At 62.0% G+C, this 20,385-nt stretch carries 23 protein-coding genes; 16 read left to right on the forward strand and 7 right to left on the reverse strand.

Annotated features, from left to right (window positions below; genetic code table 11):
- Nucleotides 1-89: 89 nt before the first annotated feature.
- Nucleotides 90-428: a P-II family nitrogen regulator gene (gene glnK / locus B9A19_RS01525; protein WP_084088762.1), complete on the reverse strand. Its 339-nt coding sequence runs from the start codon at nucleotides 426-428 to the stop codon at nucleotides 90-92.
- Between the two features lie 96 nt (nucleotides 429-524).
- On the reverse strand, nucleotides 525-884 hold the full coding sequence (locus tag B9A19_RS01530) for a ComEA family DNA-binding protein (protein ID WP_084088763.1): 360 nt from the start codon (nucleotides 882-884) through the stop codon (nucleotides 525-527).
- 98 nt (nucleotides 885-982) lie between these two features.
- Here B9A19_RS01530 and hpnC point away from each other — a divergent pair, with 98 nt between their 5' ends.
- Together hpnC and B9A19_RS01540 are read left to right on the forward strand one after the other, a co-directional pair.
- Nucleotides 983-1,816 carry a squalene synthase HpnC gene (gene hpnC / locus B9A19_RS01535; protein ID WP_084088764.1) on the forward strand — a complete coding sequence of 278 codons (834 nt, stop codon included), beginning with the start codon at nucleotides 983-985 and terminating at the stop codon, nucleotides 1,814-1,816.
- Between the two features lies 1 nt (nucleotide 1,817).
- On the forward strand, nucleotides 1,818-2,438 hold the full coding sequence (locus B9A19_RS01540) for a thermonuclease family protein (protein WP_217806944.1): 621 nt from the start codon (nucleotides 1,818-1,820) through the stop codon (nucleotides 2,436-2,438).
- A 314-nt stretch (nucleotides 2,439-2,752) separates the two neighbouring features.
- Here the strand turns inward: B9A19_RS01540 and B9A19_RS01545 are convergent, their stop codons facing one another.
- Both B9A19_RS01545 and lptM read right to left on the reverse strand, forming a co-directional pair.
- Complete coding sequence (locus B9A19_RS01545; protein WP_139798585.1) at nucleotides 2,753-2,980, reverse strand: hypothetical protein; 228 nt, start codon at nucleotides 2,978-2,980, stop codon at nucleotides 2,753-2,755.
- A 30-nt stretch (nucleotides 2,981-3,010) separates the two neighbouring features.
- Complete coding sequence (lptM, locus tag B9A19_RS01550; protein ID WP_084088766.1) at nucleotides 3,011-3,163, reverse strand: LPS translocon maturation chaperone LptM; 153 nt, start codon at nucleotides 3,161-3,163, stop codon at nucleotides 3,011-3,013.
- Nucleotides 3,164-3,220: 57 nt separating this feature from the next.
- On the opposite strand from lptM, the gene cyaY reads away from it, so the two are divergent.
- The 3 genes from cyaY to B9A19_RS01565 all read left to right on the forward strand — a co-directional run bounded on the left by cyaY (nucleotide 3,221) and on the right by B9A19_RS01565 (nucleotide 5,527).
- On the forward strand, nucleotides 3,221-3,532 hold the full coding sequence (gene cyaY, locus B9A19_RS01555) for an iron donor protein CyaY (RefSeq protein ID WP_084088767.1): 312 nt from the start codon (nucleotides 3,221-3,223) through the stop codon (nucleotides 3,530-3,532).
- A 101-nt stretch (nucleotides 3,533-3,633) separates the two neighbouring features.
- A complete protein-coding gene (locus tag B9A19_RS01560; RefSeq protein WP_308418216.1) occupies nucleotides 3,634-3,948 on the forward strand; it encodes a YqaA family protein in 315 nt (104 codons plus the stop codon).
- A gap of 34 nt (nucleotides 3,949-3,982) precedes the next feature.
- Entirely contained in the window at nucleotides 3,983-5,527 is a 1,545-nt protein-coding gene (locus B9A19_RS01565) for a beta-barrel assembly-enhancing protease (RefSeq protein WP_139798587.1), read from the forward strand.
- Nucleotides 5,528-5,569: 42 nt separating this feature from the next.
- On the opposite strand, the gene B9A19_RS01570 is transcribed toward B9A19_RS01565, so the two are convergent.
- On the reverse strand, nucleotides 5,570-6,007 hold the full coding sequence (locus B9A19_RS01570; RefSeq protein WP_217806945.1) for a DUF1841 family protein: 438 nt from the start codon (nucleotides 6,005-6,007) through the stop codon (nucleotides 5,570-5,572).
- 91 nt (nucleotides 6,008-6,098) lie between these two features.
- On the opposite strand from B9A19_RS01570, the gene B9A19_RS01575 reads away from it, so the two are divergent.
- Complete coding sequence (locus tag B9A19_RS01575) at nucleotides 6,099-6,578, forward strand: glutathione peroxidase (protein ID WP_084088770.1); 480 nt, start codon at nucleotides 6,099-6,101, stop codon at nucleotides 6,576-6,578.
- A 177-nt stretch (nucleotides 6,579-6,755) separates the two neighbouring features.
- Complete coding sequence (locus B9A19_RS01580; RefSeq protein ID WP_139798588.1) at nucleotides 6,756-8,108, forward strand: C13 family peptidase; 1,353 nt, start codon at nucleotides 6,756-6,758, stop codon at nucleotides 8,106-8,108.
- Nucleotides 8,109-8,126: 18 nt separating this feature from the next.
- Here B9A19_RS01580 and B9A19_RS01585 read toward each other — a convergent pair whose 3' ends face one another.
- A complete protein-coding gene (locus B9A19_RS01585; protein WP_084088772.1) occupies nucleotides 8,127-8,672 on the reverse strand; it encodes a TetR/AcrR family transcriptional regulator in 546 nt (181 codons plus the stop codon).
- Between the two features lie 115 nt (nucleotides 8,673-8,787).
- On the opposite strand from B9A19_RS01585, the gene B9A19_RS01590 reads away from it, so the two are divergent.
- The 5 genes from B9A19_RS01590 to B9A19_RS01610 all read left to right on the forward strand — a co-directional run bounded on the left by B9A19_RS01590 (nucleotide 8,788) and on the right by B9A19_RS01610 (nucleotide 15,011).
- Nucleotides 8,788-9,231, forward strand: a complete 444-nt coding sequence (locus B9A19_RS01590) for a hypothetical protein (protein ID WP_084088773.1) — start codon at nucleotides 8,788-8,790, stop codon at nucleotides 9,229-9,231.
- A gap of 287 nt (nucleotides 9,232-9,518) precedes the next feature.
- Complete coding sequence (gene carA, locus B9A19_RS01595; protein ID WP_245804237.1) at nucleotides 9,519-10,646, forward strand: glutamine-hydrolyzing carbamoyl-phosphate synthase small subunit; 1,128 nt, start codon at nucleotides 9,519-9,521, stop codon at nucleotides 10,644-10,646.
- Nucleotides 10,647-10,657: 11 nt separating this feature from the next.
- Entirely contained in the window at nucleotides 10,658-13,879 is a 3,222-nt protein-coding gene (carB, locus tag B9A19_RS01600; protein ID WP_084088775.1) for a carbamoyl-phosphate synthase large subunit, read from the forward strand.
- A gap of 179 nt (nucleotides 13,880-14,058) precedes the next feature.
- Nucleotides 14,059-14,541: a transcription elongation factor GreA gene (gene greA, locus B9A19_RS01605; protein ID WP_084088843.1), complete on the forward strand. Its 483-nt coding sequence runs from the start codon at nucleotides 14,059-14,061 to the stop codon at nucleotides 14,539-14,541.
- A gap of 32 nt (nucleotides 14,542-14,573) precedes the next feature.
- On the forward strand, nucleotides 14,574-15,011 hold the full coding sequence (locus B9A19_RS01610) for a DUF4149 domain-containing protein (protein ID WP_084088776.1): 438 nt from the start codon (nucleotides 14,574-14,576) through the stop codon (nucleotides 15,009-15,011).
- A gap of 81 nt (nucleotides 15,012-15,092) precedes the next feature.
- Here B9A19_RS01610 and yhbY read toward each other — a convergent pair whose 3' ends face one another.
- The gene (gene yhbY / locus B9A19_RS01615; RefSeq protein WP_084088777.1) at nucleotides 15,093-15,413 is read right to left on the reverse strand and encodes a ribosome assembly RNA-binding protein YhbY; all 321 of its coding nucleotides are present in this window, start codon (nucleotides 15,411-15,413) and stop codon (nucleotides 15,093-15,095) included.
- 34 nt (nucleotides 15,414-15,447) lie between these two features.
- Here yhbY and B9A19_RS01620 point away from each other — a divergent pair, with 34 nt between their 5' ends.
- From B9A19_RS01620 to glmM, 4 genes are read left to right on the forward strand one after another with little or no spacing between them, the layout of a single operon-like run.
- Nucleotides 15,448-16,068 carry an RlmE family RNA methyltransferase gene (locus B9A19_RS01620; RefSeq protein WP_084088778.1) on the forward strand — a complete coding sequence of 207 codons (621 nt, stop codon included), beginning with the start codon at nucleotides 15,448-15,450 and terminating at the stop codon, nucleotides 16,066-16,068.
- A gap of 60 nt (nucleotides 16,069-16,128) precedes the next feature.
- Nucleotides 16,129-18,045: an ATP-dependent zinc metalloprotease FtsH gene (gene ftsH, locus B9A19_RS01625; RefSeq protein WP_084088779.1), complete on the forward strand. Its 1,917-nt coding sequence runs from the start codon at nucleotides 16,129-16,131 to the stop codon at nucleotides 18,043-18,045.
- A gap of 58 nt (nucleotides 18,046-18,103) precedes the next feature.
- Nucleotides 18,104-18,937 carry a dihydropteroate synthase gene (gene folP, locus B9A19_RS01630; protein WP_084088780.1) on the forward strand — a complete coding sequence of 278 codons (834 nt, stop codon included), beginning with the start codon at nucleotides 18,104-18,106 and terminating at the stop codon, nucleotides 18,935-18,937.
- A gap of 43 nt (nucleotides 18,938-18,980) precedes the next feature.
- Entirely contained in the window at nucleotides 18,981-20,342 is a 1,362-nt protein-coding gene (gene glmM, locus B9A19_RS01635) for a phosphoglucosamine mutase (RefSeq protein ID WP_084088781.1), read from the forward strand.
- Nucleotides 20,343-20,385 lie beyond the last annotated feature (43 nt).

Genomic DNA, 20,385 nt, shown 5'->3' on the forward strand with positions numbered 1-20,385 from the left:
ATGGCAGATGAAATGGAGCTGGTTGATCCTGCACCTTGATAGCTAAAAAGCCACGCATCAGCGTGGCTTTCTTTCATTCAAGCAGCCAATCAAATCGCCGCTTCATTCGTCTCGCCGGTACGAATCCGTACCACGTGTTCAACCGGGGTGACGAAAATCTTGCCGTCGCCGATCTTGCCGGTGTGGGCGGCCTTGACGATGGCTTCGATCACGGCGTCGACCTGTTCGTCGGCGATCACCACTTCCACCTTGGTCTTGGGCAGGAAGTCCACCACGTATTCGGCGCCACGGTAGAGCTCGGTGTGGCCTTTCTGGCGGCCAAAGCCCTTGACTTCGGTGACGGTCAGGCCGGAGATGCCCAGCTCGGAAATGGCTTCGCGCACTTCGTCGAGCTTGAAGGGCTTGATCACGGCTTCGATTTTTTTCATGTCGTTCTCCTTGAGCGGTATTGATGGGCCAAGTATAGCGAATCGGCCATGAAAAACGGCGCCCTTGGGCGCCGTTTAGATTGCCTGTGCGGCTGATTACTTCTTGGCCGGCTTGGCAGCAGGTGCGCTGGCCTTCGGTGCTGCGGTCGGTGCCGCCTTGGCCGGGGCGCTGGCCTTGCCAGCCGGTGCCGGGGCTGCGCCCTTGCCGCCGACGGTGATTTCCGGGGCAATCTTCTTGAAGGTGCCACCCTTGATGCCCGGCACTTGCTGGATGTCTTCAGCAGTCTTGAATGCGCCGTGTGCAGTGCGGTAGTCGATGATGGCCTTGGCCTTGGCCGGGCCGATGCCCTTGATGGCTTCAAGCTGTTGCTGGTTGGCGGTGTTAATATCCACCGCGGCGAGGGCGCTGCCCATCAGTGCGAAGACGCTGAACAGTGCGACGAGCCATTTTTTCATGATGTATCTCCCGGAATATGTGCGTGGTGGCGCCGGCAGCAGCGCCGACGGCATCACTATAGCAAGCTCCGTTCATTTGTCAGATTAAATTCAGTTTCATGCCCGCACTTTCTGCCCAACAATCTGTCGCGCATTACGAGAACTTCCCGGTCGGGTCGTTATTGTTGCCACGCCGCCTGCGCAAGCCGGTGGCCAGCCTGTATCACTTTGCCCGCCACGCCGACGATCTGGCCGACGAGGGGGATGCCACGCCCGCAGAGCGCTTGGCCGCACTGGCCGAATGCCGCGCCGAGCTGGCGCGCATCGCTGCGGGCGAGCCACCGCTCACGCCGCGTTATCAGGCGCTGGCCAATACGGTGGCGGCCTACAAGGTGCCGCTGAGCCTGTGCGGCGATCTGCTCACCGCCTTCGAGCAGGATGTGGTGAAGGCGCGCTACGCCGATTTTGGCGAGGTGGTGCAGTATTGCCGCCACTCGGCCAACCCGGTAGGGCGCTTCATGCTGCACCTGTTCGGCGCAACCGATGCACGCAATATGGCCATGTCGGACGGCATTTGCACCGCGTTGCAGCTGATCAACTTCTGGCAGGACGTGGCAGTGGACTGGCAGAAAGACCGCGTTTACCTGCCGCAGGATGAGCTGGCCAAATACGGCGTGAGCGAGGCACAGATTGCCGAGGGCAGGGCGGATATCCACTGGCAACGGCTGATGGCCTTCCAGGTAGACCGCACGCGCCGCATGCTCAAGGCCGGCGCGCCGCTGGCCAATCTGCTGCCCGGCCGCATCGGGCTGGAGTTGCGGCTGACGGTGCTGGGCGGGGCGACCATCCTCGATCAACTCGAAGCCCGCCAATACGATATGTTCAAGCACCGTCCCAAACTCACCGCCAGCGACTGGCCGCGCCTGCTGTGGCGCGCACTGCGGAAGCGCTGACATGGCCCGTTCTCCCCAATTCGGCCGCCGCGAAGCGCAGGCGTTGCAAACGCTATTCTCCGGCCGTGGCTGGCCGGCCCGCATCGCGGCGCTGGTGGTGCTGCTGGCCTTTGTCTGGGGCTGGTATCAGCGCGAGAACGGTGGCTTGGGCGGTCATCGTGGCGGCCAACCGGGCAGCATGAGCCGTGGCCAGCAATTGCAGGGCGAAGTGGTTGGTGTGTCCGACGGCGATACGGTGACCTTGCTCGATGCCAAGCAGCAGCAATACAAGCTGCGCCTGGCGTATATCGACGCACCCGAAAAGAGCCAGCCACACGGTCAGGACGCAAAGCGCGCGCTGTCCGATCTGGTATTTCGCAAGCAGGTCACAGCCGAGGTGATCGACGTTGACCGCTATCAGCGCGGCGTGGCGGTGATCAGTGTGAACGGGCAGGCGGTGAACTATGCGCAGGTGGCAGCCGGGCTGGCCTGGCACTACCAGCAATACGCCAAGGGCAAGCAATCCGGCGCGGAGTTTGATCGCTATGAGGCTGCGCAACAGGCGGCGCAGTCGGCCGGCAAGGGGTTATGGGCGGAGCGCAACCCGACGCCGCCGTGGGAATACCGCAAGAGTCAGCGCTAGCAGCTTGTGCGTAGAAGGCGGGTTGCTTGCTGCAGCACAGCGTGTGCTAGGGCCTGTTAACACTTATTTCGCGCTTGCGCTGGGCTGCAAAAAGGTCAGATACAAGACACGCAACGCAGGCAATAACCGGTTATTGCCAAGGCGCGTAACGCCGTAGATGGCCTTTTTGCAGCCCAGCCCTGCGGGTTCGGGGTATTTCGGGCGGTTCGCTGCGTTGCAAACCGCTTGCGGTACCCGTACCGCGGCGCGCTCCGCGCCTTGCGCTCCATCCCGAACTACCCCGAACGCAAGCGTGAAATAAGTGTTAACAGGCCCTAGTGGCCGTGTAGCAACCGCCACATGCCCCAGCCGCCCGTGCTGATAATCACGATCCCGGCCAGCACGGCGCGCCAGCCGTAGTTGATCTCTTCCTCGCCCTCTTCGAACGGATTGTCGCGCTCATGGTAGGTGCGGAACGAGATGCGCTGCGTCACGATCACATAGATGCCGTAGCCGATGATGAACAGGCAGCCCATCTTGGGAAGCAAGTTGCCAACTGCCATGGTTGCTCTCGAAGCGGATGAACGGGGCGGTTAGCCAAACACGCCGACCGCACTGGCCTGCGATGCCGCTGGCCTGGCCTTGGCCGGTGCGGTCTCGCCCGGTTTGGGCAGATACAGCGGCCCCTTGAAGCCGCAGGCGGTCAGCGAGGCAATGACAAGTAATAACAGGGCGCAAACACGCATGGCAGGGGGATTGGTGGCAAAATCGGCATCATATCACCCCACTGTGACCCACCGATCATGACCGAATCCGAATTCCTCGACCTGTCCGACGCCATCTTCGCCCGCATCGATACCGCCTTCGAAGAAGCCGGGCTGGATGTGGAAACGCTGCTGGCCGGCAATGTGCTGGAAATCGAGTTCGACGACGGCAGCAAGATCATCGTCAACCGCCATGTGCCGAACAAGGAAATGTGGATCGCCGCCAAGAGTGGTGGCTATCACTATCGGCAGGTGGATGGCGTGTGGCGCAATACCCGCGGCGAAGGCGAGTTTTTTGCCGATCTGGCCGCTGCAGTCAGCCAGCAAGGCGGTGAGGCGTTTCAGTTCTGATTGCATGGGCCGATCTGGGCTGGCTGGGCGGGCTGTTTGCCTCGGCATTCCTGTCTGCCACCCTGCTGCCGGGGAACTCGGAGGCCGCGCTGGCGGCCTATGTGCTCAAGTGGCCGCAACAACTGTGGCCGGCCGTCATCGTGGCTACCGTGGGCAACAGCCTCGGCGGCGCGGTCACCGTGTGGATGGGGCGACGTATTCCGCCCGCCGAATCACCACGCAAGGTTGAATTGCTGCAACGCTGGGGGCCGGTCGTGTTGCTGGGCACCTGGTTGCCGGTGATCGGTGATGCGTTCTGTCTGGCTGCAGGCTGGCTGCGCTGGCCGTGGCGGCGCATCTGGCCCTGGCTGGTGCTGGGCAAGCTGGCGCGCTATGTGGTGATCGCCGGTGCCGGCCTGTGGTGGCTGCAGCGATAGTGTCCTTTCCATCAAGCTCGAACAGGGAGTTCGCTTGAAGACAAGTCTGAAGCGCCGCCTCGGGGTGGCCATGCTGTGCGGTCTGCTGGCTGTGCCGGTCCACGCGGATGTCAGCTCCACGCGCCTGCCCGATCTGGGCGATGTATCGCAAGAAGGGCTGAGCCCGGCGCAAGAGCGCGAGATCGGCGAATCGGCGATGAAACAGCTGCGCCGCAGCGGCGAAATGCTGGATGACCCGGAGCTGCAGGCTTATCTGAACCGAATCGGCAACCGGCTGGTTGATGCCTCGGGTTCAGGGATCAGCTTTACTTTCTTTCCGGTGAATAACCGCGAGGTCAACGCGTTTTCCATTCCCGGCGGCTATATCGGCATCAACACCGGGCTGCTGGTGACGGCGCAACATGAGTCTGAGCTGGCCAGCGTACTCGGCCATGAAATTGCCCACGTCACCCAGCACCATATCGCCCGGCTGATCGATGGTACGCGTTTTACCCCGTGGATGGTGTTGGCCGCGATTGGCGTGGCGCTGCTTGCATCACGCTCGGGGAATACCGGTAATGCGGTGTCGGCGGCGATCACTGGCTCGCAAGCTTTGGCGATGCAGAAACAGCTCGATTTTACCTACGCATTCGAGCAGGAAGCGGATCGCATTGGCATGGAAACGCTGACGGCGGCGGGGTTCGATCCGTCGGCAATGCCGGCTTTCTTCGAGCGACTGCAAAAAGCCAACCGCATCTATGAAGTCAACGCGCCGGAGTTTCTGCGCACCCATCCGGTCACGTATAAACGCATTGCCGATGCGCAAGCGCGCCTAAAAGATGCTCCCTACCGCCAGGTGGCCGATTCGGCCGATTTCTTGTTCATGCGCGAACGCGCACGGGTGTTGCAGGACAAGGCGCAAGACATGGCGGTGTTTTATCGCAAATCACTGGCCGAAAAGCGTTACACCAATCTAACCGCCTTCCGTTACGGTTTGGCTCTGGCGCTATTGCAGGCAGGCGACGCGGCCGGGGCAGAAAAGGCGCTCAAGGACGCGCATGCTGCCTTCGGCCTGACCCGCTCCAACCCGGTGCTGGAGGCGCTAGAGGGGCAGATATTGCTGGCTGCGGGGCGCAATGGCGATGCCATTGCCCACTATGCGCGCGCCATCTCCGCATATCCGGAATACCGTGTGCTGCGCTATGGGCAGGTCGATGCTTTGATGGCGGCGGGCCAGCTGGATCAGGCCCTCAAGGTCGCGCAGGAGAACCAGCAAGTTTATCCGGCCGATGCGGTGTTTTACCAGCGCGAGGCACGCATTCACGCCAAGGCCGGGCGGCAACAGCAGCAATATCGTGCACAGGCTGAATACTATGTGCGGCTGAACGAATTCATGCCGGCGATAGAACAGCTGCAAATGGCACAGCGTCTGCCCAATGGCGACTTTTACACCCAGTCAAGCATCGAGGCACGACTGCGTGAGCTGCAGCAGCAGGCCGACCCGGAAGGGCACGAGCGTGGCGGAAGCAGGCTGGGGCAGGGGGCTTTTGCTGACTCGGCCGCAAAAAACGGGCCGAGCCAGGCAGGGCCTGGGTATTGAGCTGGCTTTGTTCCCGATCATGGCCAAGAACATAAGCGGAGCTCAACCACGTATTGCGTTTAGCCGGCGCTGCAACACGTCCAGATATACCGCGGGATCGGGCGCGTGGCCGTTGCGCTGCGCCTGCCAGATCATTTCACCCAGTCCTTCCATCATTTCATGCATGGCCGTGTGCTCGTCACCCGCCGCCAGGCACAGCGCGGCATAGGCGGCCTTTACGCCGGCAGGCTGATCGATGGACAGTTGCTCCTCGATGGCAAGGTGCATGCTGATATGCAGGAAGGGATTGGTTTCGCCGTGCTCGGGCGGCCAGTCACGGTCCAGATATTCTTCGCTCAGATAGCCGTGGTATTCGGGGTGGCGCGCCAATACGCCGGCAATCAGCTTTTCCAGGTCTTCCAGCGGTTGGCCAGCCTGGAATTTGCGCCAGGTGCCGACAAAGAAGCGCCGCGCCTGATCGCGCGAGGGGTTGAACAACATCGGGTCTACTCTTCAAACTGCGGGCAATGGGGTATTTTCCGCTTATCACGCCTTTCCATCCACGTTTCCATTCACATTGCGGAGCTGCAGCATGGCCACCATTCATGATTTCTCGGTCAACGACATCCACGGCGCAGCCAAGCCCCTCAAGGATTTCGAGGGGCAGGTACTGCTGGTCGTCAACGTCGCCAGCCAGTGTGGCTTCACGCCGCAATACCAGGGGCTGCAGGCGTTGTACAACCGCTACCGCGAGCGCGGCTTTGCCGTGCTGGGCTTCCCGTGCAACCAGTTTGGCGGACAGGAGCCGGGCAGCGAGGCCGAAATCGCCAATTTCTGCGAAACGCAGTACAGCGTGACCTTTCCATTGTTTGCCAAGATCGACGTCAACGGTGCCGATGCCGCACCGCTGTACCAGTTTCTCAAGAAAGAGGAGCCGGGCATCCTCGGCACCGAGGCCATCAAGTGGAACTTCACCAAGTTCCTGGTTGGCCGCGATGGCAAGGTGATCAAGCGCTATGCGCCGACCACGGCGCCTGAAGAACTGGCCGACGAGATCGAACGCCTGCTTTGAGGGCGTATGGGTGCGGGGCGGTTCGACTCCGGCCCGGGCCTTTATTTGACAGAACAGGGGCAGGCTCTGGTTCAGGCAGCTGTGCCCTTGACGGTGGCGTTGTAAACACATCGGCCGGCTTGCCTGCCTTTGACCGTGCGGGCAGGATGGCGGCTGTTTGCAGCCTTTGTCATTGCCATGTCCGCACCCCGTCACGCGCTAGCCACCCCCTGCCGCTCTACGCTGCGCGCGCTGCTGTTCCTGCCGGTATCGCGCCAGGGGCGTTTGCCGCGCTGGTGGCTGCTGTTGCTGCTGGTACTGCATCTTGTCTCGAGCACCGTGCTGGCCGCGCTGTTCGGGCAGGGCGAGGTATTCAATCCCGCAGGTATTGCGACCTGGGCATTGCCGCCACTGTTGCTGTTCGCGCTTGGCCAGTGGCTGGACGGGCGCGAGCGCGCCGACATGGGCTGGCTGCTGTGCGGTCTGTTGCTGTCCACCGACATGGCGCTGAGCTGGCTGATGTATGGCATCGCGCTGCTGGGGCAGCACTGGCTGTCCGAGCAGATGCAGGCCTGGGTGGGCTTTTACGCATTCTGGATCCTCAATGCCTGGCTGGGTGTGGCCATCGGGCTGGCGGCGGTGCGTGGCATCGGTTGGGTGCGCTGGCGCGGGCTGTTGTTCGTGTTGTTGTTTGCACCGGCTGTAGTGGCGCTGGCCTGGTGGACCACCACGCAAGAGGCGCTGGTGCGGCCGGCGGACCCGGTCGAAGACCCGGCGGCACAGTACCAACCGCCCCGGCTGGCGCAGGAAGATGCATTCTATGGCGAGGCCGCACTGCTGGATGACGCGCTGGAGGCCATCCAGCCTGGCAAGCCCGGCGTGCCCGAGGTCTACACCATTGCACTGGGCGGCGATGCCGAGCAGGGCGTGTTCGTCCGCGAGGCGACCTCGTTCGACAAGCTGTTGCGCCAGCGCTTTGCCGGTGAGGGTCACAGCATCCTGCTGGCTAACCACGACAGCGTGACCGGGCGCATTCCGGTGGCCAGCCGCACCAGCCTGGCCGCCGCGCTGCAGCGCATCGGCGAGCAAATGAACAAGGACGAAGACGTGCTGGTGCTGTACATGACCTCGCACGGCGGGCAGAACCATGATTTCCTTGTCGATAACGCGCCGCTGGATCTGGCGCAGATCACGCCGGACTGGCTGGCGGGCGCGCTGAAGGATGCGGGCATACGCTGGAAGATCGTCGTGGTGTCGGCCTGCTATTCGGGTGGCTACGTGCAACCGCTGATGGCGGACGATACCGTGGTTGCCACGGCGGCCGATGCCACGCATACCTCGTTCGGTTGCGCGGACGAAAACGACTTTACCTATTACGGCCATGCGCTATACGACGCGCTGGGCCGCCAGGCGGATTGGCAAGCCGCATTCGAAGCTGCGCGCATTGCAGTCAGTGCGCGCGAGCGGCGCGAGCACATCACCCCCTCCAACCCGCAGCTTTATATCGGCCAGACCATTGCCGGCAAGCTGGCGCAGTGGCGGGCGCGCTGACAGCCCGCCGGGGCGGTGCTAAGCGCTGGTCAGCAGTCTGCCGGGTAGCTGGTCCAGCAACTGATCGTAACGTGACCAGTCGCCAAGGCAGCGGCAGGTCAGGCGCATGCCTTCGATCAGGGCGAGTGCGGTATAGGCGCGCTCGTGCGCTGTTGTGGCGTCCAGGCCCGCCTCCTGCAGTGTGACGCTCAAGCGGTCGGTCAGCAGCAGCACTGAGTCGCGCATGTCATGGCCGTAACGCGCCCGTGCATCGCCCATGCTGTACACATCCAGCGTGCTGGCCTGCAATTGCTCTGCTTGCGACAGGCGCAGGCGGTGGGCAAACAGCGCCAGCCGCGCCTTGATATCCCCGCTGCCTTGCAGTGCTGCCAGCAAATGGTGAAAACGCAGCCCTTCGGCTTGCAGCACAGCCACGCCGATTTCTTCCTTACCGCCCGGAAAATGGTGATACAGGCTGCCTTTGCCCAGTCCGCTGGCGGCGGACAGGCGGGCCAGCGTCGCACCGTCATAGCCGTATTGGTGGAACACGGCACTCAGGCGCGTCAGCAGTTCTTCGCGGGTCATGGCTGGGGGCAAATGTGCAAAACCACAATTGTAGAGGGGAACGACCGTCCCTCGCTTGACACATGATGCCGCATGCACCAAAAATTGTACCTAACGTTCGGTACAGGAGGCGATCATGAAATACTTGCGTTTGGGGAAGCTGGTGGCAACGATCTTGGGTGGTGTGATTCTGGCGGGGAGTGTGCAAATGGCGCAGGCAGCTGAATTGCCGGCAGGCAGCGCGCAGGCCATGGATAAATATCTGCAGGCCTGGGTGACCGATGATGCGGCGCAGCGCAAACAATTGCTCGAGCAAGCGGTGAGCACGGATTTCAGCTACCGCGATCCGGGCGCGTACAAACAGGGGCGCGAGAGCCTGATCAATTACATCGTCGAGGTGCGCCATCACTACAATGATCTGCAGGCCCGCTGGCTGGGGCCGGCCGTGTGGAAGGGTGATGTGTTCGAGCGCCCGTGGCGCATGGAGCGCGCCAACGGCGACCAGCTGTTTACCGGCGTGGACAAGCTCGAGTTTGATCAGGAGGGCCGGCTGAAAACGCTGGTCGGGCGCTTTGAATGATCACGGCCGAGGCGGAGTGCCGCTGACCTGCCATACCAGCGGCACATTACCACTGCGCTGTTTCGCCGGCCTGACCGCTGGCGCCAGCTTGCTGTTTTGTCGGTGATAGCCGGCACGGTTTGGGCCGCCCAAGAAGGGAAAACCCGCCTTGCCAGCGGGTGCAGCCTTGAAGGAAAAGGGGTTTTCCGGTAACATTCGTAAAATTTTGCACACGAAACGGGATGGGGCCACCTGTCCCGTTTTTCTACGTGTGCGGCCCCAAAAATCCTCAATTCAGGAGCCGCCCAGTGTCTACCCCTGCCTTGCTCGCGCTCGCCGACGGCACCCTTTTCCATGGTCTTTCCATTGGCGCAGATGGTGAAACCATCGGCGAAGTCGTTTTCAATACCTCGCTCACCGGTTATCAGGAAATCCTGACTGACCCGTCGTACAACAAGCAGATCGTCACGCTGACTTATCCGCACATCGGCAACTACGGTGTGAACCCGGAAGATGCCGAATCGCGTGCCGTGTTCGCTTCCGGCCTGATCATCCGTGATCTGCCGCGTCTGCACTCCAACTTCCGCGCCACCATGAGTCTGGGTGAATACCTGAAGGCCCACAACATCGTGGCAATTTCGGACATCGATACCCGCAAGCTCACGCGCATTCTGCGTGAGAAGGGCGCACAGCCGGGCTGTATCGTGTCTGGCCACAATATCGATGCGGCCGCTGCGGTCGAAAAAGCCAAGTCCTTCGGCTCGATGGCCGGCCAGGATCTGGCCAAGGTTGTGACCGCTGCCGAAGCGCACGAGTGGACCACCGCCGAGTGGAAGCTGGGCGTGGGCTACACCGTGCAGTCGAACCCGAAGTTCCACGTGGTTGCCTATGACTTCGGCGTGAAGTCCAACATCCTGCGCATGCTGGCCGAGCGCGGCTGCAAGCTGACCGTGGTGCCGGCACAGACGACCGCTGCCGAGGTGCTGGCGCTGAATCCGGACGGCGTGTTCCTGTCCAACGGCCCCGGCGATCCGGAACCTTGCGATTACGCGATTGCTGCCACCAGGGAGTTCATCGCCAAAAAGCTGCCGACCTTCGGCATCTGTCTGGGGCACCAGATCCTTGGCCTCGCCACCGGCGGCAAGACCAGCAAGATGAAGTTCGGCCACCACGGTGCCAACCACCCGGTGCAAGACCTCGACAGCAAGCAAGTGATGATCACGTCGCAGAACCACGGCTTCCAGGTCGATGAAACCAGCCTGCCGGCCAATGTGCGCGTGACGCACCGCAGCCTGTTCGACGGCACCGTGCAAGGCATTGCGCTGACCGATGCCCCGGCCTACAGCTTCCAGGGCCACCCGGAAGCCAGCCCGGGCCCGCACGACGTGGCTTATCTCTTCGACAAGTTCATCGCCTTGATGGCAGAGCGCAAGTAACAGGTAACGACATGCCAAAACGTACAGACATCAAGAGCATTCTCATTATCGGCGCCGGCCCCATCGTCATCGGCCAGGCGTGCGAATTCGACTACTCCGGCGCGCAAGCCTGCAAGGCACTGCGCGAAGAGGGTTACAAGGTCATCCTGGTCAACAGCAATCCGGCCACGATCATGACCGACCCGAACATGGCGGACGTGACCTATATCGAGCCGATTACCTGGCAAGTGGTCGAGAAAATCATCGCCAAGGAGCGCCCGGACGTGGTGCTGCCGACCATGGGTGGCCAGACCGCGCTGAACTGCGCGCTGGACCTGTGGCGCAACGGCGTGCTGGACAAGTATAAGGTCGAGCTGATCGGCGCCACGCCGGAGGCCATCGACAAGGCCGAAGACCGCCAGAAGTTCAAGGCCGCGATGGACAAGATCGGCCTCGGCTCGGCCAAGTCGGCCATTGCCCACTCGCTGGAAGAGGCGCTGGCGGCTCAGGCGAACCTGGGCTTCCCCGCCATCATTCGTCCGTCGTTCACCATGGGTGGCTCGGGCGGTGGTATTGCCTACAACATTCAGGAATTCATCGAAATCTGTACCCGTGGTCTGGACCTGTCGCCGACCAAGGAACTGCTGATCGAAGAATCGCTGCTGGGCTGGAAAGAGTACGAGATGGAAGTGGTGCGTGACCGTGCCGACAACTGCATCATCGTCTGCTCGATCGAAAACCTGGACCCGATGGGCGTGCACACCGGCGACTCGATCACCGTCGCACCGGCCCAGACGCTGACTGACAAGGAATACCAGATCATGCGCAACGCCTCGCTGGCGGTGCTGCGTGAAATCGGTGTGGATACTGGCGGCTCCAACGTGCAGTTCTCGGTCAATCCGGTCGATGGCCGCATGATCGTCATCGAAATGAACCCGCGCGTATCGCGTTCGTCGGCGCTGGCCTCCAAGGCCACCGGCTTCCCTATCGCCAAGGTTGCGGCCAAGCTGGCCGTCGGTTTCACGCTGGATGAGCTGAAGAACGAAATCACCGGCGGCAAGACGCCGGCTTCGTTTGAACCGTCGATCGACTACGTCGTCACCAAGGTGCCGCGTTTTGCGTTCGAGAAATTCCCGCAGGCCAACAACAAGCTCACCACGCAGATGAAGTCGGTGGGTGAGGTGATGGCCATTGGCCGCACACTGCAGGAATCGCTGCAGAAGGCGCTGCGTGGTCTGGAAACCGGCATGTCCGGCTTCGACGAAGTGACGACCGACCGCCAGGCCATCGAATCCGAACTGGCTGCACCGGGCCCGGATCGCCTGTGGTTCGTTGCCGACGCATTCCGCATCGGCCTGTCGCTGGACGAAGTGTTCAAGCTGTCCAGCATCGACCCGTGGTTCCTGTCGCAGATCGAAGAAATCGTGCAGCTGGAAAACGGCCTGCGCGGTCGCAGCGTGGAAAGCGTAGCCTATGCCGAAATGCGCAACCTCAAGCGCAAGGGTTTCTCCGACCGCCGTCTGGGCGTGCTGCTCGGCACCGACCAGAACGCGGTGCGCAAGGCACGCCATGCGCTGAACATCCGCCCGGTGTACAAGCGCGTCGACACCTGCGCGGCAGAATTTGCCACCGATACCGCCTACATGTACTCGACCTACGAGGACGAGTGCGAAGCCCAGCCAACCAACGCCAAGAAGATCATGGTGCTGGGCGGTGGCCCGAACCGTATCGGCCAGGGTATCGAGTTTGACTACTGCTGCGTGCACGCGGCACTCGCGCTGCGCGAGGATGGTTACGAAACCATCATGGTCAACTGCAACCCGGAAACCGTCTCGACCGACTATGACACCTCCGATCGCCTGTACTTCGAGCCGCTGACGCTGGAAGACGTGCTGGAAATCGTTGCGGTTGAAAAACCGGCTGGCGTGATCGTGCAATACGGTGGCCAGACGCCGCTGAAGCTGGCGCGTGCGCTGGAAGCCAATGGCGTGCCCATCATCGGTACCTCGCCGGACATGATCGACGCTGCCGAAGACCGCGAGCGCTTCCAGAAATTGCTGCAAGACCTCGGCCTGCGCCAGCCCCCGAACGCCACTGCCCGCACCGAAAAGGACGCCATCGCACTGGCGGCCAACCTCGGTTACCCGCTGGTGGTGCGTCCGTCCTATGTGCTGGGTGGCCGCGCGATGCAGATCGTGCATTCCGAAGACGACCTGACCCGCTACATGCGTGAAGCGGTCAAGGTATCGAACGACAGCCCGGTGCTGCTGGACCGCTTCCTGAACGACGCAATCGAAGTCGACGTCGACGCGATCAGCGACGGCGAGGATGTGCTGATCGGCGGCATCATGGAGCACATCGAGCAAGCCGGCGTGCACTCGGGTGACTCGGCGTGCTCGCTGCCGCCGTACAGCCTGTCTGCCGAGCTGCAGGACGAGCTGCGCCGCCAGACCGTGGCCATGGCCAAGGCGCTGAACGTGATCGGCTTGATGAACGTGCAGTTCGCCATCCAGGGCAAGGGCGCTGATGCGACCGTGTTCGTGCTGGAAGTGAACCCGCGTGCGTCGCGTACCGTGCCGTACGTGTCCAAGGCCACCAGCATCTCGCTGGCCAAGGTTGCTGCGCGTTGCATGGCCGGCCAGTCGCTCAAGAGCCAGGGCGTCACCAAGGAAGTGATTCCGCCGTACTACTCGGTGAAGGAAGCGGTGTTCCCGTTTGCCAAGTTCCCGGGTGTCGATACCATCCTCGGCCCGGAAATGAAGTCGACCGGTGAAGTGATGGGCGTGGGCGAGACCTTTGCCGAGGCGTTCGTGAAGTCGCAACTGGCGGCCAGCATCGTGCTGCCGCACAGCGGCAACGTGTTCATCTCGGTGCGTGAAGGCGACAAGCCGGGCGCAATCGAATGCGCACGCATCCTGGTCGAGCTGGGCTTCAAGGTCATCGCCACCAAGGGCACCGCTGCAGCGATTGCCGCTGCCGGCGTGGCCGTTACCCCGGTGAACAAGGTGACCGAAGGCCGCCCGCATATCGTGGACATGATCAAGAATGGTGAAATCGCCATGATCTTCAACACGGTGGACGAGCGTCGCCAGGCCATCCAGGACAGCTACTCGATTCGCCATGAGGCGATGAAGGCCCGCCTGCCTATCTATACCACCATCGCCGGCGCGCGCGCTGCGTGCATCGGCATCCGCGATCTGGGCGAAATGCGCGTTTACGACGTGCAGGGCTTGCACCAGTTGCTCAAAGCCTGATAATTTATCGGCGCAGTCTGCAGCCGCCGTCCCATGGGACGGCGGCTGTGCTTTTGCCGGCGCATGAAAGCGCCCCGCGGCCGGATGTTCCGGCCGTTTTGACTGGATGAACCGGCCAAGCCCGTCTTGGCCCTTTGATTTTATTGCGGTGGTACAAGGCCCGCCGTATGGAGAAGAACATGATCAAGATCCCGCTGACCGTTGTCGGTGCGGAACAACTCAAGGCCGAACTGCAGCGCCTGAAGAGCGTCGACCGTCCGGCCGTGATTGCCGCGATTGCCGAGGCCCGTTCGCACGGCGACCTGTCGGAAAACGCCGAGTACGATGCCGCCAAGGAAAAGCAGGGCTTTGTTGAAGGCCGCATCGCCGATCTGGAAGGCAAGCTGTCCAATGCCCAGATCATCGATCCGAAAGAGCTGGAAACCACCGCCGAAGGCCGCATCGTGTTTGGCGCCACCGTGCAATTGCTCGATCTGGAAAGCGAAGAAGAAGTGGTCTACCAGATCGTCGGCGATGATGAAGCCAACCTGAAGGAAGGCAAGATTTCGGTTTCCAGCCCGATTGCGCGCGCACTGATCGGCAAGTATGTCGAGGATGTGGCCGAGGTGCAGGCGCCGGGCGGCATCCGCGAGTACGAAGTGCTCGACGTGAAGTATCTGTAACGCAGTAGCGGCAAGCACGGGGATAACGCGGCATGGGCGTGGCACTGAAGAACATCCTGACTGCCTTGTGGATAGGCGGGATGTGGATCATCGGCGTGCTGGTGGCGCCCATTCTGTTCAAGTCGCTGAATGACGGCAGTGCGCTGGCCATTACTAGCCGCCTGTTCCATGCCATAGGCTGGGTGGGCATTGTGGCTGGCGCCTATCTGTTCTTCTACTGGCTGTATGTGGACGGGCTGCGCGCCTTTCAGGGGGCGCGCCTGTGGCTGGTGATCGGCATGCTGGCATGCACGCTGATCAACCAGTTTGCGGTATTCCCCATCATTGCCGAGATCAAGCCGGGTATCAGCGAGGCAGCAACCGGCGTATTTGGCGGTGGCCTGAGCAACTGGCGCGCTATTTCCACGCTGATCTATCTGCTGCAGGCGGTGATGGGCTTGTTTTATGTGGCGCGCGGTGACGGCAAGTAGGCCGCAGTCAGGGCGGGCGTAAAAAAGGGGCACCGTGGTGCCCCCTTTGCGTGCGCGGTGATCGCGCATTGCTTGCGTTGATCAGCCCGCCTTGGTCTTTTTGGCCTTGGGAAGTACGATCTTCGGTTTGTCGCTGTCGGTCGCGCGGTAAATGATCAGCAGCTTGCCGATGTGTTGCACCACCGAGGCACCCAGATCGGTACAGATTTGCTGCAGGTATTGCTCGCGCAGTTCGCGGTCGTCGCCCAGTACGCGGATCTTGATCAGCTCATGGGCATCGAGGTTGACGGCGATTTCGCGCAACACCGCATCGGTCAGGCCATTGTTGCCGATCATCACCACCGGGTTCAGGTGATGCGCCAGGCTCTTGAGGTGCCGGCGCTGGTCTGGCGTGAGTTCCATTTTTGCAATCTCTTTGAATAATCAGGCATTTTACATGGCCCGCACCAAAAGCAGCAACGCATGGCTGCAAGAACACGTGAACGATCATTATGTGCACCAGGCACAAAAGGACGGTTATCGTGCCCGCGCCGCCTACAAACTGCTTGAAATCAATGACAAGGACAGGCTGATCAAGCCCGGCATGTGGGTGGCCGATCTGGGCGCCGCACCGGGCAGCTGGTCGCAGGTGGCTGCGCAACTGGTGGGGCGGCAGGGGCGCGTGTTCGCGCTGGATATCCTCGAAATGCCCTTCATTCCCGGTGTGGATTTCATCCAGGGTGATTTTCGCGAAGAATCCGTGCTGGCACAGTACGCCGCCTTGCTTGATGGCCGCGAAGTAGACCTTGTGATCTGCGACATCGCCCCCAATATAAGCGGGAATGCCGTCACCGATCAGGCGCGCAGCTTTTATCTGTGTGAGCTGGCGCTCGAATTTGCCCGCGATCATTTGAAACCCGGCGGCGATTTTCTGGTCAAGGTATTTCAGGGTTCGGGTTATAACGAATATATCGCCGAAATGCGTGCGACATTTACCCAGGTTTTGTCGCGCAAGCCCAAGGCATCACGCGACCGCAGTACTGAAATGTACTTATTGGGCAAGCAAAAGAAGGGCTGAGGGGATTAAAATCCCCTTGTCGTATCACCCGCGCCGCAGGCGCGCCGCAAGGAGCAGGCCGTGAACAATCTCGGCAAGAACATTCTGGTCTGGCTGATCATCGCCGTTGTGCTGATGACGGTATTCCAGCAGATCAACAAGCGTCAGGACGCCACTGCGCAAGTCCCCTATTCGCAGTTCATGGAAGAGGTGACCAGCAGCCGCGTCAAGCAGGTCGAGATTGAAACCTCTCTGCGTGGCTCGATGCAGATCATCCGTGGCAAGCGCACCGATGGCAGCAGCTTCGTGACGTTCGCCCCCTATGACAGCAAGCTGGTCGACACGCTGCTGGGCCGCAAGGTGCAATTCAGCGCCAAGCCGGAAGAAGAGCCCAGTATGTTGCTCAACATCCTGGTCAACTGGTTCCCCATCCTGCTTATCGTCGGCGTGTGGATTTTCTTCATGCGGCAGATGCAGGGCGGCGGCAAGGGCGGGGCGTTCTCGTTCGGCAAGAGCCGTGCCAAGATGCTGGATGACAGCAACAACGCGGTGACCTTCGCCGACGTGGCCGGTTGCGACGAAGCCAAGGAAGAAGTGTCCGAGATCGTCGACTACCTGCGCGATCCGTCCAAATACCAGAGCCTGGGCGGCCGCATGCCGCGCGGCATCCTGATGGTGGGCTCGCCGGGTACCGGCAAGACCCTGCTCGCCAAGGCGATTGCCGGCGAGGCGAAGGTGCCGTTCTTCTCGATCTCGGGTTCCGACTTCGTTGAAATGTTCGTCGGCGTCGGCGCTGCCCGCGTGCGCGACATGTTCGAGAATGCCAAGAAGAATGCCCCGTGCATCATCTTCATCGATGAAATCGATGCAGTCGGCCGCCAGCGTGGCGCCGGTCTGGGCGGTGGCAACGACGAACGCGAACAGACACTGAACCAGATGCTGGTCGAGATGGATGGCTTTGAGGGCAACTCGGGCATCATCGTCATCGCTGCTACCAACCGTCCGGACGTGCTGGACCCGGCGCTGCTGCGCCCGGGCCGTTTCGACCGCCAGGTGGTGGTGCCGCTGCCGGACATCCGTGGCCGCGAGCAGATTCTGGGCGTGCACATGAAGAAAGTGCCGATTGCCAACGACGTCGATCCGTCGGTGCTGGCACGCGGTACACCGGGCATGTCGGGTGCCGATCTGGCCAACCTGGTGAACGAAGCTGCGCTGTTTGCCGCCCGCCGCAACAAGCGTCTGGTGGACATGCTCGACTTCGAGGATGCCAAGGACAAGATTTTCATGGGCCCGGAACGCCGCTCCATGGTGATGACCGAGGACGAGCGCCGTGCCACGGCGTATCACGAATCGGGCCATGCCGTGGTGGCCGAGATGCTGGAAGGCACCGATCCGGTCCACAAGGTCACCATCATGCCGCGTGGCCGCGCGCTGGGCCTGACCTGGCAGCTGCCGGAGCGTGACCGCTTCTCGCTCTACAAGGACCAGATGCTGCACACCATCGCCATCCTGTTTGGTGGCCGGATTGCAGAAGACCTGTTCGTGAAGCGTATCTCGACCGGCGCATCGAACGACTTCGAGCGTGCCACCTCAATGGCGCGTGACATGGTCACCCGCTACGGCATGAGCGAAAAGCTCGGCCCGATGGTGTATGGCGAGAACGATGGCGAGGTGTTCCTGGGCCGCTCGGTGACGACGCACAAGAACCTGTCCGAAACCACCATGCAGCAGGTCGATGGCGAAATCCGCCGCATCATCGACGAGCAGTATGCGACCGCGCAGAAAATCCTCGAAGAGAACCGCGACAAGGTCGAGGTCATGACCACAGCGCTGATGGAATGGGAAACCATCGACCGCGATCAGGTGCTGGACATCATGGCCGGCCGCCAGCCGCGCCCGCCCAAGTCGCTGCCACCGGTGAAGCCGGGCAAGCCGACTGACGGTGACCAGCCGGGTGACGGCGCGGTGGTTACCACCACGCCGGCAACCGAAGGCTGATCGCTATCACACCCTGAAAAGGCGGCTACGGCCGCCTTTTTCCATTACGGAATTCCACATGAAGCAAACCACGTTGCAATGTGGTCGTTTCCAGCTCGTGCTGGACAGGCCGCTGGTGATGGGCATCGTCAACGTCACGCCCGATTCATTTTCCGATGGCGGCCACCACGACAGCACCGCTGCCGCTGTGGCGCATGCGCGGCAGCTGCTTGCCGATGGGGCTGACTTGCTCGACATCGGCGGTGAATCCACCCGCCCCGGCGCGGCCTATGTGCCGCAGGATGAGGAGATTGCCCGCGTGCTGCCGGTGCTGCAGGCGCTGGCGCCGCTGGGCGTGCCGCTGTCGCTCGATACGCGCAAGCCGGCGGTCATGCAGGCCGCACTGGCGGCTGGCGTGGTTGATATGGTCAACGACATCTGCGCGCTGGAAGGAGAGGGCGCGCTGGCGCTGCTGGCGCAGTCGCAGGCCGCCGTGTGCCTGATGCACATGCAAGGCGAGCCGCAGACCATGCAGGCACAGCCGCACTACGATGATGTTGTGGCCGAGGTCACAGCTTATCTCGCGGCACGGCGTGATGCCGCGCTGGCTGCCGGCATTGCGCATGAGCGCATCGTGCTCGACCCTGGCTTCGGTTTCGGCAAGAACCTGGAGCACAACATCGCCTTGTTCAGGGCGCTGCCGCAGAGCATTGCTGCGCTGGGCTGCCCGCAATTGATCGGCGTATCGCGCAAACGCATGCTGGGCGACCTCACCGGCCGCGCGGTGGGCGAGCGCATGCCGGCCAGCGTCGCTGCTGCGTTGCTCGCTGCGCAGGCCGGCGCTGCCGTCGTGCGCGTACATGACGTAAAGGAAACCGTGGATGCATTGAAGGTACTGCGGGCCTTACAATAGGCGCAATTCCGGTTTTATCTACTTCAGGTCTCAAGGTCTCTCAATGGCACGCAAATATTTCGGCACCGATGGCGTTCGCGGTCTGGTCGGCGAATACCCGATCACCCCGGATTTCGCAATGAAGCTGGGCTACGCCGCCGGGCGGGTGCTGGCAGCAGCAGAAAAGCGCGAACATGGCGAACACGCCGCCGTGCTGGTGGGCAAGGACACCCGTGTTTCCGGCTATCTGCTGGAGGCTGCGCTGCAGGCTGGCTTCAACGCGGCCGGCGTCGATGTGCTGCTGACCGGTCCGCTGCCCACACCGGGTGTGGCCTACCTCACACGCGCGTTTCGCCTGTCGGCCGGCGTGGTGATTTCGGCCTCGCACAACCCGTACTACGACAACGGCATCAAGTTCTTCGGTGCCGGTGGCAAGAAGCTGCCCGATGACGTCGAGCTGGCCATCGAGGCCGCCATCGACGAGCTGCAACCCTGTGTCGGCTCCAAGCAGCTTGGCAAGGCACGCCGCGTCAACGACGCCGCCGGCCGCTATATCGAATTCTGCAAATCCACCTTCCCGAACGACTTTGACCTGCGCGGCCTCAAGCTGGTGATCGACTGCGCACACGGCGCTACCTATCAGGTGGCGCCGCACGTGTTCCATGAGCTGGGTGCCGAGGTCATTACCATTGGCGACAAACCCAACGGCTTCAACATCAACGAGGAAGTCGGCGCAACCCACGTCGATACCATCCGCAAGAAGGTGCTGGCCGAAGGCGCCGACTACGGCATCGCGCTGGATGGGGACGGTGACCGCCTGATCATGGTGGATCGCGACGGTACGGTGATCGACGGCGACATGCTGCTCTATGTGGTGGCCCGCTACCGCAACGAGCGTGGCACCCTGGGCGGCGGCGTGATCGGCACGCTGATGACCAATCTGGGCGTGGAAAACGCACTGAAGGCGCGCGGTATTGCCTTTATGCGCGCCAAGGTGGGTGACCGCTACGTGATGGAAAAGCTCGAAGAGAATGGCTGGCTGATCGGTGGCGAAGGCTCGGGCCATTTGCTGAGTCTGGACCGCCACTCCACTGGCGACGGCATCATCTCGGCACTGCAGGTGCTGGAGGCCGTCATCGAGCAGGGCAAGAGCCTGTCCACCTTGTGCAGCGAGCTGACCCTGTCCACCCAGGTGCTCAAGAACGTGCGCATCGCCAAGGGTTTTGATTGCCATGCATCGCCCGCCATCAAGGCCAAGGTGGCCGAGGCCGAGGCCGCCATGGGCAACAACGGCCGCGTGCTGCTGCGCCCGTCCGGCACCGAGCCGGTGGTGCGCGTGATGGTCGAGCACAGCGATACGGCGATTGCCACCGAATGGGGCGAAGCGATTGCGCAGGTGGTCACGGCGGAAGCGTCGTCAGACTAACGCAGCTGCGCCAGCCAGGGTGAGGGAGCATGGGCCAAAGCCC

Source organism: Andreprevotia lacus DSM 23236, assembly GCF_900176275.1.
GTDB classification, from domain to species: Bacteria; Pseudomonadota; Gammaproteobacteria; order Burkholderiales; family Chitinibacteraceae; genus Andreprevotia; species Andreprevotia lacus.